The organism is Stutzerimonas stutzeri SDM-LAC, assembly GCF_000235745.1.
Classification (GTDB): domain Bacteria; phylum Pseudomonadota; class Gammaproteobacteria; order Pseudomonadales; family Pseudomonadaceae; genus Stutzerimonas; species Stutzerimonas stutzeri_H.
Window position 1 is genome coordinate 1 of record NZ_AGSX01000168.1, and the last position, 16,636, is coordinate 16,636.

At 58.5% G+C, this 16,636-nt stretch carries 15 protein-coding genes and 2 tRNA genes; 14 read left to right on the top strand and 3 right to left on the bottom strand.

From position 1 onward, the window contains the following. From folP to PSTU_RS0116340, 14 genes are all read left to right on the top strand, one after another. Positions 1-679: dihydropteroate synthase (gene folP / locus PSTU_RS0116275; RefSeq protein WP_019342074.1), on the top strand; the 679-nt coding region annotated here is incomplete at its 5' end. Between the two features lie 10 nt (positions 680-689). Continuing rightward, on the top strand, positions 690-2,027 hold the full coding sequence (gene glmM / locus PSTU_RS0116280; protein ID WP_019342075.1) for a phosphoglucosamine mutase: 1,338 nt from the start codon (positions 690-692) through the stop codon (positions 2,025-2,027). Between the two features lie 66 nt (positions 2,028-2,093). Further along, the gene (gene tpiA / locus PSTU_RS0116285) at positions 2,094-2,849 is read left to right on the top strand and encodes a triose-phosphate isomerase (RefSeq protein WP_019342076.1); all 756 of its coding nucleotides are present in this window, start codon (positions 2,094-2,096) and stop codon (positions 2,847-2,849) included. A 4-nt stretch (positions 2,850-2,853) separates the two neighbouring features. Continuing rightward, positions 2,854-3,237 carry a preprotein translocase subunit SecG gene (gene secG, locus PSTU_RS0116290; RefSeq protein WP_019342077.1) on the top strand — a complete coding sequence of 128 codons (384 nt, stop codon included), beginning with the start codon at positions 2,854-2,856 and terminating at the stop codon, positions 3,235-3,237. Positions 3,238-3,244: 7 nt separating this feature from the next. Then, a tRNA-Leu gene (locus PSTU_RS0116295) sits at positions 3,245-3,330 on the top strand. 91 nt (positions 3,331-3,421) lie between these two features. Continuing rightward, positions 3,422-3,498 (top strand) — tRNA-Met (locus tag PSTU_RS0116300). Between the two features lie 128 nt (positions 3,499-3,626). Continuing rightward, the gene (rimP, locus tag PSTU_RS0116305) at positions 3,627-4,085 is read left to right on the top strand and encodes a ribosome maturation factor RimP (protein ID WP_019342078.1); all 459 of its coding nucleotides are present in this window, start codon (positions 3,627-3,629) and stop codon (positions 4,083-4,085) included. Positions 4,086-4,133: 48 nt separating this feature from the next. After that, positions 4,134-5,615 carry a transcription termination factor NusA gene (nusA, locus tag PSTU_RS0116310; RefSeq protein ID WP_019342079.1) on the top strand — a complete coding sequence of 494 codons (1,482 nt, stop codon included), beginning with the start codon at positions 4,134-4,136 and terminating at the stop codon, positions 5,613-5,615. A gap of 28 nt (positions 5,616-5,643) precedes the next feature. Then, entirely contained in the window at positions 5,644-8,145 is a 2,502-nt protein-coding gene (gene infB / locus PSTU_RS0116315) for a translation initiation factor IF-2 (RefSeq protein WP_019342080.1), read from the top strand. A 114-nt stretch (positions 8,146-8,259) separates the two neighbouring features. Further along, positions 8,260-8,649 (top strand): 30S ribosome-binding factor RbfA, encoded by a 390-nt coding sequence (gene rbfA, locus PSTU_RS0116320; RefSeq protein WP_019342081.1) that lies wholly within the window; start codon positions 8,260-8,262, stop codon positions 8,647-8,649. A 3-nt stretch (positions 8,650-8,652) separates the two neighbouring features. Further along, positions 8,653-9,570 (top strand): tRNA pseudouridine(55) synthase TruB, encoded by a 918-nt coding sequence (gene truB, locus PSTU_RS0116325; protein ID WP_019342082.1) that lies wholly within the window; start codon positions 8,653-8,655, stop codon positions 9,568-9,570. 119 nt (positions 9,571-9,689) lie between these two features. Further along, positions 9,690-9,959 (top strand): 30S ribosomal protein S15, encoded by a 270-nt coding sequence (rpsO, locus tag PSTU_RS0116330; protein WP_019342083.1) that lies wholly within the window; start codon positions 9,690-9,692, stop codon positions 9,957-9,959. 205 nt (positions 9,960-10,164) lie between these two features. Beyond that, positions 10,165-12,270, top strand: a complete 2,106-nt coding sequence (gene pnp, locus PSTU_RS0116335; protein ID WP_019342084.1) for a polyribonucleotide nucleotidyltransferase — start codon at positions 10,165-10,167, stop codon at positions 12,268-12,270. Positions 12,271-12,544: 274 nt separating this feature from the next. Next, the gene (locus PSTU_RS0116340) at positions 12,545-12,940 is read left to right on the top strand and encodes a BON domain-containing protein (protein ID WP_019342085.1); all 396 of its coding nucleotides are present in this window, start codon (positions 12,545-12,547) and stop codon (positions 12,938-12,940) included. A gap of 52 nt (positions 12,941-12,992) precedes the next feature. Here the strand turns inward: PSTU_RS0116340 and PSTU_RS0116345 are convergent, their stop codons facing one another. Genes PSTU_RS0116345 through PSTU_RS0116355 form a run of 3 tightly spaced genes read right to left on the bottom strand, consistent with a single transcriptional unit; the run spans position 12,993 to position 16,579 of the window. Beyond that, on the bottom strand, positions 12,993-13,298 hold the full coding sequence (locus tag PSTU_RS0116345; RefSeq protein ID WP_019342086.1) for a DUF2845 domain-containing protein: 306 nt from the start codon (positions 13,296-13,298) through the stop codon (positions 12,993-12,995). A gap of 15 nt (positions 13,299-13,313) precedes the next feature. Then, entirely contained in the window at positions 13,314-13,625 is a 312-nt protein-coding gene (locus PSTU_RS0116350) for a DUF2845 domain-containing protein (protein WP_019342087.1), read from the bottom strand. Next, complete coding sequence (locus PSTU_RS0116355) at positions 13,622-16,579, bottom strand: DUF748 domain-containing protein (RefSeq protein ID WP_019342088.1); 2,958 nt, start codon at positions 16,577-16,579, stop codon at positions 13,622-13,624. Before PSTU_RS0116355 ends, PSTU_RS0116350 begins: the two co-directional genes overlap by 4 nt. Positions 16,580-16,636 lie beyond the last annotated feature (57 nt).

A 16,636-nucleotide genomic window follows, 5' to 3' on the forward strand; every position in this document is an offset into this window, starting at 1 on the left:
TGCGACGTTGATTGACGTTGGAGGGGAGTCGACTCGCCCTGGTGCGCGCGTTGTTTCGCCAATCGAAGAGCTTGAGCGCGTTGCGCCTGTGGTTGAGGTGATTGCTCGCGAGCTCGACGTGATTATCTCCGTAGACACCTCGACACCTGCAGTTATTCGCGAGTCGGCGCGGCTCGGAGCCGGGTTGATCAATGACGTCCGTTCGCTGTCTCGCGATGGAGCGTTGGATGCGGCCGCAGACAGTGGGCTGCCGGTCTGCCTGATGCATATGCGGGGTGAACCTGGCGACATGCAGCGCGATCCTCACTACGAGGATGTCACCCGCGAAGTCGTGAGCTTCCTGCGAGAGCGCATGGAAATATGCGCTGCTGCGGGCATCACTGGTGATCGGATTGTCCTCGATCCGGGGTTTGGTTTCGCCAAGACCCTCTCTCATAACCTGACCCTGTTCAACAGGCTGGAACAGCTCCATGTGCTGGGGCGACCGCTGCTTGTTGGGGTTTCTCGCAAGAGTATGATCGGCCAAACTTTGCAGCGCGACGTGGCACACCGGCTATATGGCAGCCTCGCGCTTGCGGCGTTGGCGGTCGCCAAGGGTGCGTGCATTCTGCGTGTGCACGACGTCGCTGAAACGGTTGATGTGGTTCGAATGATTGCCGCAGTGCAGACGGCAGAATAGGGAATTTTTCATGGGTAGAAAGTATTTTGGAACCGACGGCATTCGTGGTCATGTCGGTCAATTTCCGATTACGCCGGACTTCATGCTCAAGCTTGGGTGGGCGGCTGGAATGGCGTTTCGCAAGCATGGCAAGTGCCGCATTCTGATCGGAAAGGACACTCGCATCTCTGGCTATATGTTTGAATCCGCTTTGCAGGCCGGGCTATCGGCCGCAGGCGCCGATGTGTTGCTGCTCGGCCCCATGCCAACGCCAGCCGTCGCTTACCTGACCCGTACCTTTCACGCGGATGCAGGCATCGTGATTAGCGCCTCGCACAATCCACATCATGACAACGGCATCAAGTTCTTCTCCGGGCGGGGCACGAAACTTCCGGATGAGGTAGAGCTGATGATCGAGGAGCTGCTCGATACCCCGATGACCGTCGTGGAATCGGCGCAACTCGGTAAGGCGTCGCGAATCAACGATGCGGCCGGCCGTTACATCGAGTTCTGTAAGAGCAGTGTGCCGACCAGTACCGATTTCTCCGGTATGAAGATCGTGCTCGATTGTGCTCATGGGGCCACTTACAAGGTGGCTCCCAGCGTTTTTCGCGAGCTTGGGGCGGAGGTGGTGGTGATCGCCGCTCAGCCTGACGGGCTGAATATCAATGCGGATGTCGGATCGACCCACGTGGGTCAGCTGCAGAGGGCGGTTGTCGAGAATGGCGCGGACCTCGGTATCGCCTTCGACGGTGACGGCGACCGTGTGATGATGGTCGACCACACTGGTGCTCAAGTCGACGGTGACGAGCTGCTCTACATCATCGCTACCGACCTGCAGGATCGTGATCGGCTGGCGGGAGGTGTGGTTGGTACACTGATGAGCAACCTCGGGCTCGAGCTGGCGCTGAAGGCGCGTGATATCCCCTTCGTTCGCGCTAAGGTGGGTGACCGCTACGTGATGGCGGAAATGCTCGATCGCGACTGGGTGCTCGGCGGAGAGAATTCGGGGCATATTGTCTGTGCGCAGCATGTCACGACGGGCGATGCAATCATTGCCGCGCTACAGGTCGTGCTCGCACTAAGGCGTCGCGGGCAGAACCTTGCGCAGGAGCGACTGGCCTGGAGCAAGTGCCCGCAGGTCCTGATCAATGTGCGTTTCGCTGGTGACCGAGATCCGATAGCTCACCCTCAGGTTCAGGCGGTCTGTGACAGCGTCACCGAGAGAATGGCGGGTCGCGGTCGGGTGCTGTTGCGCAAGTCGGGGACTGAGCCGTTGGTGCGTGTAATGGTTGAAGGCGACGATGAAACACAGGTTCGGCGTTACGCCGAGGAACTGGCAAATGCGGTTACCGAAGTTTGTGTGTGATTGCTGCTTGCCATGTGTGTTTTCGTTGAGTACCATCTGCGCCCACTTTGACCGACGAGGTAAAGCATGCGTCGCCCACTGGTAGCTGGTAACTGGAAGATGAACGGTACCCGCGCCAGCGTCGCAGAGCTGATCGAAGCGCTTCGGCAGCAGGAGATTCCGGCTGCTGTAGAGGTGGCGGTGTTTCCATCGAGCTTGCACCTGATGCAGGTGGTGAGCGGCCTTGACGGTAGTGTGATCGCCGTAGGTGCTCAGGACTGTGCTGTGGACGCCGGGTTCGGTGCCTTGACCGGTGAGGAGTCGGCTTCTCAGCTGGCTGATGCTGGGTCGAGTTGGGTGTTGGTTGGTCACTCGGAGCGGCGTCTGATTCTGGGCGAGAGCGACGAAGTGGTGAGTAAGAAATTTGTAGCGGCATTGGCGTGCGGAATGGCGCCTGTGCTGTGTCTGGGGGAGACGCTGGAACAGCGTCAAGCCGGCCAGACTCTTGAGATTGTTGAGCGTCAGCTGGCTTGTGTTTTGGCTGATGCCGGGGTTGAGGCTTTTGCTAGAGCGGTTGTGGCTTACGAGCCGGTCTGGGCGATAGGCACCGGGCTGACGGCGACGCCACAGCAGGCTCAAGAGGTGCATGCGGCTATTCGAGGGCAATTGTCTCGTCAGGATCAGCGTATCGCTGAAGGTGTGCGGATCTTGTACGGAGGCAGTGTAAAGGCGGAAAATTCTGCTGAGCTTTTTGGGATGCCGGATATCGATGGGGGGCTTATCGGTGGTGCCTCTCTGAAAGCGAATGATTTCGGTGCGATCTGTCGTGCCGCAGGGAACTGATCAGATGTTGCAAACTGTTGTGATTGTGGTGCATCTGCTGGTTGCTATTGGTGTGGTTGCGCTGGTTTTGTTGCAGCAAGGTAAAGGAGCTGATGCGGGTGCTTCCTTTGGTTCGGGTGCGTCGGCAACCGTGTTTGGAAGCCAAGGTTCTTCTACCTTTCTTAGTCGACTTACTGGTATACTCGCCGGCGTTTTTTTCGCGACAAGTCTCGGGTTGGCGTTCTTCGCTACCCGCCAGGCCGACCAGCTCTCTGGGGTGGGTCTGCCAGATCCGGCGGTGCTTGAAGTTCCAGTCAGCAAGCCCGTGGTAGATGATGTGCCTGTTCTGGAAAGTGCTCCATCCGCACCTGCTGCCGATGAAGTGCCTCAGATACAGGAGCAACAGTAAGGTTTTTGCCGAGGTGGTGGAATTGGTAGACACGCTACCTTGAGGTGGTAGTGGCCATAGGCTGTAGGGGTTCGAGTCCCCTCCTCGGTACCAAACAAGCAGGCCCGCAGATGCGGGCTTTCTTGTTTTCAGGGTTTAGGTTGACCTGTTTCTGGTGCGGTCGTATAATTCGTGCCCAGTTTGACGCGGGGTGGAGCAGTCTGGTAGCTCGTCGGGCTCATAACCCGAAGGTCGTTGGTTCAAATCCAGCCCCCGCAACCAGTTGATGAAAAGCCCCTGTCGAGGGGCTTTTTATTAGCTTCAAGCCAGGTCGCCGGCATTTACAGGCGATCATCAGGGATGGGCGTTTCGCCCATTTTTTATTTTTACGGCATGCACGAGGGACTTCGATGTCGAGCAAGCTAGAACAGTTGCAGGCCTTGTTGGCCCCGGTGGTCGAGGCGCTCGGCTATCAATGCTGGGGTATCGAATTCATTTCACAGGGTCGGCATTCCTTGTTGAGGGTCTATATCGATCATCCCAACGGGATTCTTGTCGATGACTGTGAAAAGGTCAGTCGTCAACTCAGCGGTATTCTCGACGTCGAAGATCCGATCAGCTCCGATTACACGCTTGAAGTGTCTTCGCCTGGTATGGATCGGCCGCTGTTCACGCTTGAACAGTACGCCGCGCACGTAGGTGAACAGGTCAAAATAAAGCTGCGCTCGCCCTTCGAGGGTCGGCGTAATTTTCAGGGTCTTCTCCGGGGGATCGAGGAGCAGGATGTAGTGGTGCTGGTTGATGATCACGAGTATCTGTTGCCGATCGATATGATCGACAAGACCAACATAATTCCCCGTTTTGAGTGAATCGCGGATCCCGCGGACCCCAATGGATTGCGAAAGGCGAGGCGTACGATGAGCAAAGAAGTACTGCTGGTTGTGGAGTCGGTATCCAACGAAAAAGGTGTACCGGCCGGTGTGATCTTTGAGGCATTGGAGCTGGCTCTGGCCACTGCTACCAAGAAACGCTTCGAAGACGAGGTGGACCTGCGGGTTGAGATCAATCGGCAGAACGGTAGCTACGAGACGTTCCGTCGCTGGACGGTAGTCGAGGAAGAAGACTTTGACGATCCGGCACACCAACTGACGGTCGACATGAAGCAGGCGAGCGAAGCTGACGCCAAGGTCGGTGACGTCTTGGAAGAAAAGATCGAGTCGATCGAGTTCGGCCGCATTGCCGCGCAAACCGCCAAGCAGGTCATCGTGCAGAAGGTCCGCGAGGCCGAGCGCGCGCAGGTCGTCGAGGCCTATCGCGATCGACTGGGAGAGATCATCTCCGGTACGGTCAAGAAGGTGACCCGGGACAGCGTCATCGTTGACTTAGGTAACAACGCCGAGGCACTGCTGGCTCGCGAAGACATCATCGCTCGTGAGACTTTCCGTGTCGGTGCGCGAGTACGTGCGCTGCTCAAGGAAATCCGTACCGAAAATCGCGGTCCGCAGCTGATTCTGTCGCGCACTGCGCCACAGATGCTGATCGAGCTGTTCCGCATCGAGGTGCCGGAGATCGCCGAAGGGCTGATCGAAGTAATGGGCGCTTCTCGTGATCCAGGCTCGCGCGCCAAGATCGCTGTTCGTTCTAAGGACAAGCGTATCGATCCGCAAGGTGCGTGCATCGGGATGCGTGGTTCTCGTGTCCAGGCCGTATCCGGTGAGATTGGCGGCGAGCGTGTCGATATCGTGCTTTGGGATGAAAACCCTGCGCAGTTCGTCATCAATGCAATGGCGCCGGCTGAAGTGGCCGCCATCATTGTCGATGAGGACGCCCATGCTATGGATATCGCGGTCGGCGAAGACAATCTGGCCCAGGCCATCGGCCGTGGCGGTCAGAATGTGAGGCTTGCCAGCCAGTTGAGCGGCTGGACGCTGAATGTAATGACTGAAGCGGATATCCAGAGCAAGCAGCAAGAAGAAACCGGCGACATCCTGCGTAGCTTCATCGAAGAGCTGGATGTTGATGAAGAGCTGGCACAGGTTCTGGTCGAGGAAGGTTTCACTTCACTCGAAGAGATCGCGTACGTCCCAATGGAGGAAATGCTCGGCATTGAAGGCTTCGACGAAGACATCGTCAATGAGCTGCGAACCCGCGCCAAGGATCGCCTGCTGACGAAAGCGATCGCAACGGAAGAGAAACTGGCAGACGCCCAGCCGGCCGAGGATTTGCTCGAGCTGGAAGGCATGAACAAGGAACTGGCGGTCGAGTTGGCAATGCGGGGAGTTATTACCCGCGAAGACCTGGCCGAGCAGTCGATTGACGACCTGCTCGACATAGACGGCATAGATCAAGAACGTGCCGGCAAGCTGATCATGGCCGCCCGAGCCCATTGGTTCGAGTAAGTAATTAGCGGCCTGAGGAGAGAGATGCATGACGCAAGTCACGGTGAAAGAACTGGCCCAGGTGGTCGACACACCGGTCGAGCGACTGCTGCAGCAGATGCGTGAGGCAGGACTGTCGCACACCAGCGCCGAGCAAGTAGTGACCGATAACGAGAAACAGGCCCTGTTGGCGCACCTCAAGAGCACTCACGGTGCCAAGGCGGACGAGCCGCGCAAGATTACCTTGCAGCGCAAGACCACAACGAAGCTGAAGGTCGGTGGCAGCAAGACCATCAGCGTGGAAGTGCGCAAGAAGAAGACGTTCGTCAAGCGTAGCCCTGACGAAATCGAGGCCGAGAAGCAGCGTGAGCTCGAAGAGCAGCGCGCGGCGGAAGAAGCTGCTCGGCAGAAAGCGGCCGAAGAAGCCCGGCTGCAAGCCGAGGAAGAGGCACGCCGTCAGGCTGAAGCAGCAAAGGCCGAAACGCCTGCGGCCGCTTCCCCTGAACCGGTTGCTGCTGTGGCTGCCGAACCCGTTCCGGCCACTGTTCCCGTTGCTCCTCCGGTCGATGAACGCAAGAAAGATGAGCCGCGTCGTCCCGATAAGGCGCGTAGCGATGATGATGAGCGTCGTGATCGCAAGCAGGCTCAGCATCGCCCGTCCTTGAAGGCGAAAGCTCCGCTGTCTCGCACTGCACGCAGCGGCGAAGACGACGCCGATGGATTCCGTCGTGGCGGGCGGGGCAAATCGAAGCTGAAAAAGCGCAACGCGCATGGCTTCCAGAGCCCAACCGGTCCGATCGTTCGTGAAGTTGCCATCGGTGAAACCATCACCGTGGGCGATCTTGCGCAGCAGATGTCGGTCAAGGCGGCGGAAGTCATCAAGTTCATGTTCAAGATGGGCACTCCGGTGACCATCAACCAGGTCCTGGATCAGGAAACTGCCCAGCTGATCGCTGAAGAGCTGGGCCACAAGGTCAAGCTGGTCAGCGACAATGCCTTGGAAGAGCAATTGGCCGAGCTGTTGAAGTTCGAAGGTGAAGCGATTACGCGTGCGCCGGTGGTGACCGTCATGGGTCACGTCGACCACGGTAAGACGTCGCTGCTCGACTATATCCGTCGCGCGAAAGTGGCTGCTGGCGAAGCGGGCGGTATCACCCAGCACATCGGCGCCTATCACGTCGAAACTGACCGCGGGATGGTTACCTTCCTCGACACGCCGGGCCACGCTGCGTTTACCGCCATGCGTGCCCGTGGTGCCCAGGCGACCGATATCGTCATCCTGGTGGTAGCGGCCGATGACGGCGTGATGCCGCAGACCGTCGAGGCGATCCAGCATGCCAAGGCTGCCGGTGTTCCGCTGGTGGTTGCGGTGAACAAGATCGACAAGCCTGGCGCTGATCTGGATCGGATTCGCAGCGAGTTGTCCGTTCACGAAGTGACATCGGAAGAGTGGGGTGGTGACACGCCATTCGTATCGGTATCCGCCAAAATGGGTACTGGTGTCGACGATCTGCTCGAAGCGGTACTGCTGCAGGCCGAGATCCTCGAACTGACGGCAACCCCGTCTGCTCCGGGGCGCGGCGTTGTGGTCGAGTCGCGACTGGACAAGGGTCGCGGGCCGGTTGCCACCGTGCTGGTTCAGGACGGCACACTCCGTCAGGGCGACATGGCGTTGGTTGGCTCCAACTATGGCCGCATCCGCGCCATGCTCGACGAGAACGGCAAGCCGATCAAGGAAGCCGGTCCGTCGATCCCGGTCGAGATTCTCGGTCTCGACGGCACGCCGGATGCTGGCGACGAGCTAAGCGTTCTGGCTGATGAGAAGAAGGCGCGTGAAGTCGCCTTGTTCCGTCAGGGCAAGTTCCGCGAAGTGAAGCTGGCCCGTGCGCATGCCGGCAAGCTGGAAAACATCTTCGAGAACATGGGGCAGGAAGAGAAGAAGACGCTCAATATCGTCCTCAAATCCGACGTCCGTGGCTCGTTGGAAGCACTGCAGGGTTCGCTCAGCGGGCTGGGTAACGATGAGGTGCAGGTGCGCGTGATCGGTGGCGGTGTCGGTGGTATCACCGAGAGCGACGCCAACCTGGCGCTGGCATCCAACGCTGTTCTGTTTGGCTTCAACGTGCGGGCCGACGCCGGTGCGCGCAAGATCGTCGAACAAGAAGGTCTGGATCTGCGCTACTACAACGTTATCTACGACATCATAGAAGACGTTAAAAAGGCCCTGACCGGCATGCTGGGCAGCGATGTTCGCGAGAACATTCTCGGTATTGCAGAGGTTCGGGACGTGTTCCGCTCACCGAAGTTTGGTGCGGTGGCTGGTTGCATGGTCACCGAAGGCATGGTGCACCGCAATCGTCCGATCCGTGTTCTGCGCGACGACGTGGTCATCTTCGAAGGCGAACTGGAATCGCTGCGTCGCTTCAAAGATGACGTTGCCGAAGTCCGCGCCGGTATGGAATGTGGTATCGCGGTGAAGAGTTACAACGACGTCAAGGCTGGCGACAAGATCGAAGTGTTCGAGAAAGTCGAAGTGGCGCGTTCGCTGTAACAACAGCTGTTAGGCAACAGACGGCAAGCATTCAGGGGCGACTCTGAGGCTTGCCGTTTGCCTTTGCAGCACAATGTTTTTTAGGCTAGCAGCTTGCTGCTCAAGGCAGATTTTATGGCCAAAGAATTCAGCCGTACCCAGCGTATCGGCGATCAGATGCAGCGTGAATTGGCACAGTTAATTCAACGTGAAGTGAAGGACCCACGCCTGGGTTTGATAACCATCACCGCAGTCGAAGTTAGCCGTGATCTGTCCCATGCCAAGATTTTCATCACGGTCATGGGCAAGGATGACGACGAAGATGCGGTCAAGGGCAATCTTCGTATCCTCAACGATGCCAGCGGTTTCCTGCGTATGCAGCTGGGCAAGGCAATGAAGCTACGTACCGTGCCACAACTGCATTTCAACTATGACGCCAGCGTGCGCCGTGGTGTCGAACTGACGTCGCTCATCGAGCGAGCGGTAGCTGAAGACCGCAAGCACAGCGACGATCTTGGAGAGTAAGGATTGGCCCAGGTAAAACGCGTACGCCGAGCTGTCAGCGGCATCATTCTTCTCGATAAACCCCGCGGTTTCACTTCCAACGCCGCCCTCCAGAAAGTCCGCTGGCTGCTCAATGCCGAGAAGGCCGGGCACACCGGCAGCCTCGACCCGCTGGCAACCGGCGTGCTGCCCTTGTGTTTTGGAGAAGCCACGAAGTTCTCCCAGTATCTGCTCGACGCCGACAAGGGTTACGAAACCGTTGCCCAGCTCGGTGTCACGACGACCACGGCCGATGCCGAGGGCGAGGTGATCGAGCGCAAGCCCGTAACGGCAACCCAAGCGGAGCTTGAGGCCCTATTGCCACAGTTTCGTGGCGACTTGCAGCAGGTTCCGCCAATGTACTCGGCACTCAAGCGTGACGGCCAGCCGCTATACAAGCTCGCTCGCGCTGGAGAGGTAGTGGAGCGTGAGCCGCGTTCTGTTACCATTGCCCGCTTGGATTTGCTGTCGTTCGAAGCGGACAGGGCACGTCTGGCTGTTGCCTGTACAAAAGGGACTTATATCCGGACCTTGGTCGAAGATATAGGTCACGCTTTAGGATGTGGCGCTCATGTGGCCGAACTGCGACGAACTCAGGCCGGACCGTTCGATTTGAGCCAGACGGTCAGTCTTGAAGAGCTTGAGCGGGTGCATGCAGAAGGTGGCGCTGAGGCCGTTGATGCCTTTCTGAAGCCGGTTGACAGCGGGCTTGAGCATTGGCCGCTACTGCAGCTCTCAGAGCACAGCGCATTTTATTGGCTGCATGGGCAGCCGGTACGCGCACCGGAAGCGCCGAAATTCGGCATGGTGCGGGTGCAGGATCACAATGGTCGCTTCATCGGAATCGGTGAAGTGAGCGAGGACGGGCGCATTGCGCCGCGTCGACTGATTCGGTCCGAGTGACCGATACGCAGCGCGCCCTGAAGGTGTGCCGCGTTACGAGGATGGCTGTTGGCAGGCACGGTCACACCTCTTTTAAAACACGGGATGCAATCCCGGCCTGTTCATAGAAGGAGCCCATCATGGCACTTAGCGTTGAAGAAAAAGCCCAGATCGTTGGCGAGTACAAGCAAGCTGAAGGCGATACCGGTTCCCCGGAAGTGCAGGTTGCCCTGCTCACCGCCAACATCAACAAGCTGCAAGGTCACTTCAAGGCCAACGGCAAAGACCACCACTCCCGTCGTGGTCTGATCCGTATGGTTAACCAGCGTCGTAAGTTGCTGGACTACCTGAAGGGCAAGGACACTACTCGTTACAGCACCCTGATCGGGCGTCTGGGTCTGCGTCGCTAAGCGATGCTGGTGCGAAGCTGAATGCAAAGCTGGAAGTGGGGTTTGCCCTGCTTCCAGCTTTTGCCTTTCAGAAGCGCACGTTTCGGACAGCGGTAGGGACGACTCCCACCCCTGCCCACAAATTTTGTGTGACATGTCCCGCGCGAGGCTGTGCCCGCGGGATGTGAGAACGATTCCCCCAAAGCAACAAAGAGAAGGAACCACCGTGAACCCGGTAATCAAGAAATTCCAATTCGGTCAATCGACCGTTACCCTCGAGACTGGCCGAATTGCTCGTCAGGCCACTGGTGCCGTATTGGTCACCGTTGATGACGATGTGACCGTGCTGGTCGCCGTCACCGGTGCCAAGACCGCCGACCCAAGCAAAGGCTTTTTCCCGCTTTCGGTCCACTACCAGGAAAAGACCTACGCAGCCGGCAAGATCCCGGGTGGCTTCTTCAAGCGTGAAGCCCGTCCATCCGAGAAGGAAACGCTGACCTCGCGTCTGATCGACCGTCCGATCCGTCCGTTGTTTCCCGAAGGCTTCCAGAACGAAGTCCAGGTGATCTGCACTGTCGTTTCGACCAGCAAGAAGACTGATCCGGACATCGCTGCCATGATCGGTACGTCGGCTGCGCTGGCGATTTCCGGCATTCCATTCAACGGTCCGATCGGCGCTGCCCGCGTCGCCTTCCATCCGGAAACCGGCTACCTGTTGAACCCGACTTACGAGCAGCTCAAGGCCTCCAGCCTGGACATGGTTGTTGCCGGTACCAAAGATGCCGTACTGATGGTCGAATCCGAAGCCAAAGAGCTGACAGAAGATCAGATGCTGGGCGCCGTACTCTTCGCTCACGACGAGTTCCAGGCCGTAGTCCAGGCCGTTACCGAGTTGGCTGCCGAAGCGGGCAAGCCGACCTGGGATTGGCAGCCGAAGGCTGAAAATACTCAGCTGCTCAGCGCTATTCGCAGCGAGTTCGGCGATGCCATTTCGCAGGCTTACACCATCACCATCAAGCAGGACCGCTATGCGCGCCTGGGTGAGCTGAAAGACCAGGTGGTTGCCAAGTTCTCCGGCGAAGAAGGCCAGCCTTCAGCCAGTGAAGTCAAAGAAGCCTTCGGCGAAATCGAATACCGCACCGTGCGCGAGAACATCGTCAACGGCAAGCCGCGTATCGATGGTCGCGACACTCGCACTGTCCGTGGCCTGAACATCGAAGTCGGTGTGCTGGACAAGACCCACGGCTCGGCACTGTTCACCCGTGGTGAAACCCAGGCCCTGGTAGTGGCTACCCTCGGCACCGCGCGTGACGCGCAGTTGCTCGATACCCTCGAAGGCGAGAAGAAAGATCCCTTCATGCTGCACTACAACTTCCCGCCGTACTCGGTGGGCGAATGTGGTCGCATGGGCGCCACTGGCCGCCGCGAAATCGGTCATGGCCGTCTGGCCCGTCGTTCCGTTTCGGCCATGCTGCCGAGCGCTGACGAGTTCCCGTACACCATTCGCGTGGTTTCCGAGATCACCGAGTCCAACGGTTCCAGCTCCATGGCTTCGGTTTGTGGTGCCTCCCTCGCACTGATGGACGCCGGTGTGCCGATGAAGGCGCCGGTTGCTGGTATCGCCATGGGTCTGGTCAAGGAGGGCGAGAAGTTCGCCGTACTGACCGACATCCTCGGTGACGAAGATCACTTGGGTGACATGGACTTCAAGGTCGCCGGTACCGCCAAGGGCGTCACTGCGCTACAGATGGATATCAAGATCCAGGGCATCACCGAAGAGATCATGGAAATCGCGCTGGGTCAGGCGCTGGAAGCACGCCTGAATATTCTCGGTCAGATGAACCAGGTCATCGGCCAATCGCGTACCGAGCTGTCGGCCAACGCACCGACCATGATTGCGATGAAGATCGATCAGGACAAGATCCGCGATGTCATCGGCAAGGGCGGCGCGACCATTCGCGGCATCTGTGAAGAGACCAAAGCCTCGATCGATATCGAGGACGATGGTTCGATCAAGATCTTCGGCGAAACCAAGGAAGCGGCCGAGGCGGCCAGGCAGCGCGTTCTGGGTATCACTGCCGAGGCTGAGATCGGCAAGATCTACGTCGGCAAGGTTGAGCGCATTGTCGACTTCGGTGCCTTCGTTAACATCCTGCCGGGTAAGGATGGTCTGGTGCACATCTCGATGCTGAGCGATCAGCGCGTCGAGAAGGTCACCGACGTACTCAAGGAAGGTCAGGAAGTGAAGGTACTGGTGTTGGACGTCGACAACCGCGGCCGTATCAAGCTGTCGATCAAGGATGTGGCTGCTGCCGAAGCATCTGGCGCATAAACGTCCCAGCGACATGAAGAGCCCTTCGGGGCTCTTTTTTTTGCGCGGCGAAATGCAGTCAGGTCTATGAGTACGTGAGATGTATTGCAGTCTGCACGCTTCGCTTGAGCAAAAACATGCAGAGTGCTAGTGGCAGAGCGGCACTACCTGTTTTTATGTCTTTGAATCTTAACGGAATTTATAAATCAGTCGCTTGGCATGCCGCTTGCCATCTATTAGTTGAACCTGCGGTAGGGCTATGCCGCAGCTACTATGAGAAACAGGAGTACCACTCATGAACAAGATCCAGACCTCTATTACTGCTGCTGCCGTTGCAACTGCCTTGAGCTTGCCGCTTGCAGGCGCTGCATTCGCCGAAACCACATCAGCGTTTGACGAGCCCCAATCAATGATGTTGGCTGCCAGCGACACCATGGACGCCGCTGAGCACACCGCAGACGAAGCGGGCGAGGCAATGTCCGACACCTGGATCACGACCAAGGTCAAATCTGCTCTGCTGGCTGGCGACTCGACTCCAGGCATGCAGATTGAAGTGGAAACCAAGAACGGTGTCGTCTCCCTGTCTGGAACTGTGGCCACTGAGGCGCAACGCGAGATGGCCATCGATAAGGCCAAAACCATCGAGGGCGTCAAGGACGTCTCTGCAGACGGCCTGAAAGCGGTGGATTAACCCGCTCGGGTAACACTGGAACCCGCTGCTTGCAGCGGGTTTTTATTGCCGGTCAGCCTCGTTCGCTATCTATGTTGCTGAGGCGATTACCCTCGAAGCGTAAAAAATGATACATGCCGTTGGTGGGGCCATACGTCCATTCTTCAATCTGGACCTCGTGGACAAAACCATATTCGTCTACCAGCTCCCTATAACCGGTCAGTGCACGGCTCGTTGGTTCACCGCATTTGGCCTGGACCTCGGCTGTCGAGTCTCGCAGGCTGACCAGCTTGCTTGCGCAACGGAATGTGGAGGACGCCTGTGCGTGAGGTACGCAGAGTGCGAAGGTAAGCACAGCCAGCACGGCTCTGTTTCGCATGGTGACTCCCAGAGGTCAGTTCGCGCGACTGGTTTCAATACGTACCAGTCGGTTTCCCTCGAAGATGAGGATGCTGAATATGCCATTGTTGGGGCCGTATACCCATTCCTCGCGCATCATTTCGCGGCGATGGTTTGGTCCCAAGGTGTAGCCCACCAACTCTCGCTGTACCGGTTCGCCACATTTGCGCTCCACTTCGAAGGCACGGTCGCCTGTGCTGATCAGATTGCTTCCACAGCGGAGGGTGTCTGCCCCGACTAGCGGGCTCAACAGGCCGACCGTTAGAACGCAGCCTATGTCTGAAAGGCGCCTGCCTGTCCGTTTCATTCCGCCTCCAGATGCAGGACCGTAGGGACTTCGGCGCCCTGGACAGTCTGGGCAATACCTGTATCGAGCAGGTACACCCTGTCTGCACTCAGCCCGGCGTTGTCGACCAGATAATCCTTGATGCTGGCGGCGCGCGCACGGCTGAGGCGTCGCAGAAGCGCCGTGCTGCTCTCACGGCTGCTGAGAATCGCCTGCCGCAGCTGGAGCGCTCGGGCTTCTTCGTCGAGACTTTGCCATTCGGTGGGTGGCTGCTGTTGCAGACGGCTGCGATAGATGCCTTCCAACATCGCGGTTTTTTCGTCTTCGCCGATTTCGAGCATTGATGGATCAGCGGGCACGGTGTCACCACGTCGCTGCAAGACCTTATACCAGGTCTGCTGATACTCACGCTCCAGCCATTGCTCGGCCAGTAGTGGGCCGTCCACGGCCGGCGCGCTCATGCCTTCGATCTCAAGCCTTAATACCGGGCGCTCCTTGAGTGCACCCGCGAGCGTGTCTAGGTTGCTGCGTGCAGCACTGTCCAATTCGCTGCTACCTGGCGAAAAAAGGATTTGGCTGAGGTCAGTCTGGTCTCCACCAACGAGCCCGCCGAGAAACTTGAACGGTGCCTTGGCTGCCCGGACTACCAGATTGCGCAGGGTTTGCCAGATGATGGGAACCACGTCGAACTGCGGATTCTTGAGATCGCCCTGAACCGGAATCTTCAGTGCGATGGTGCCGCTACTGTCCTTCAGCAGCGCCACTGCAAGGCGTACCGGCAGGTCGACGGCCTGTTCGCTGTCGACCCGTTCGCCGAGCTGCAACTGCTCCAGCACCACTTCGTTCTCGGCATTCAGCTGACCTTGCTGGATGCGGTAATGCAGATCCAGATTGAGGCGGCCCTTGCGGATGCGGTAGCCGGCAAACTTGGCGGAATAGGGCGAGAGCGTGGTCAGTTCGACCTGCTTGAAGCGGGTCGTGATATCGAGGCTCTGGAGCGGTTCGAAGGGTGTCAGGCTGCCTTCGATACTCACGGGTGCGTAGCGGTCAACCTTACCCTTTACGTCGACGCTGGCAGCGATGTGCTGGCGATTATCGAGGGTGCCGATGCTACCCGCGAGATCCTGAATGGCAGTGATGAACGGCGGGCGCAGACTCATGTCAGCGAAGTTGGCCGAACCGTCGGCTAGCTCAATCCCGCCGATCCGTAATGCGAAGGGCACGTCAGGCTCATCTGGCGATGCGGATGTTTGGGAAGGAGGCGCCTCTTGACCGGGCTTAGCGGCGGGCTTGTCCACCAGCAGGTCATTGATGTTGGTGGTCAGGTCCGGGTTGATGATGAAGCGTGCATAGGGTTGGCTCAGGTCGATCTTGCCGATCTGCAGCTCGTTGGGGTGGTTATAGTCCAGGCCGCTGATCTGTAGCGACTGCCATTTCAACAGGTCCCGATCCTGAATGGTGTCCAGTGTATGAAGCTGCGTGATTTCGGCGGAACCGCCGATATGAAATGCCAACGGCTCGACGCCCTTCAGTTCGACTGCAAGATCGCTCGCCAGCAGCCCGCTGCGTAACTCCAGGTGAACGAATGGCGACAGGTAGGGCTGCGCCAGGCGCAAGTCGATACCTGACAGCGTCACGTCGAAACGTCCCTGCATTGGCGTCAGCATCAGTTGGCCTTCGGCGAGCAGCGAGCCTTGTTTGCCGACCTCGGTCGTCAATTTGAGATCCACTGGAGACGTGCCGCGGCTGTCGAAGTTGCGCAGGTCCAGATCGAGCGGGCCAAGCTCCAGTTCGACGTTCGGCTCCGGAACCTTGTCCGCCAGGTGCAGCTGATAATCACGCAGTTCAGCGTCACGTAGGACGATCCGCCAAGGTTGCGTGGAGGTATCGCCTTTCTGCGCTGGCCGGGGCTCGCCTTGCGTCGGTTCTTTGCCGGTCTCGGTTGGCTGCGGCTGCGGCTGCGGCTGCGGTTCTGCTTTGCCTGCAACCAGGCGCTGCCAATTGAGCTGGCCGTCAGGCTCGCGGATCAGCCAGCTTTCCAGTGCGTGACTGCGCACCTGGCCAAGGGTCACCTGGCGTTTCTGCAAGTCCACCGAAGTCTGAGCAAGTTCTGCCTGCTTCAAACGAAGCAGCGGTTGGCCTGCGAGACTGTCGATACTCAGCGATGCCAGGGCGGCGCTGGCGTCGCTCAATTGCAGTGAAGTGCCGGTGCTGAGGTCGAGCTGGTACGCCGTCTTCAGGCTCAGCTTCCCGTCGTTGAGCGCGAGCGGCACCATATCGCGGACATAAGGCCAGAAGGTTTTCAGGGTCAGCCCATCGATCTCAAGCTGGCCGGTTGAAGTGATAGGCGAGAGGTTGAGCTGGCCTTTCCATTCGAGACGTGACCCGTCCGGGCCCTTGGCAACCAGAACGGCATCAGCCGCGTCGTCCGAGCGGGTCGCAAAATTAAGCAGCTCGAAATCCAGCGAGTCGAGCAAGAAGTCGATCGGTTCCTCGGTCCGCTGGTCGGCGAAGTGAATCCGTCCGCTGGCCAGTTTCAGGCGATCGATGCGCAGGGCGAGGGGCTCGGAATCCTCTTCGGCTACATTTTCTTTCGGAGGTAGCTCGAATAGCTCGGTCAGGTTCAGCTTGCCGTCGATGTCAAACAGGACTTCGGCATTCGGGCCGATGAGCTCGATATCCGAAAGGTGCAGGGCGCGACTCCACAGGCTGTCCCATTCGACATCGACAAATAACCGTTCGAACGCCAGTTGCTCGGCGTCCGGCTCGCCCATGTGCAGGTTGTAGAGCCGCCATTCCAGAGTGAACGGGTTGAGCTCAATCCGCTCAAGGCGAGCCGGTACCGTTGCGTAATGCGCGAGCTGCTGGTTGACGATGCGCTGCGCCACTCCGGGCAGGATCAGAAAACCGAGCAGGCAATAAACGATCAGGGCGGTCATCAAACCGATGAACACGCGCTTCAATCCGTTGGGCATGCGGACCTACCTTCCAGGCGATGAACTGCCTTGGAGTATGGCATGACACGCGGGTTC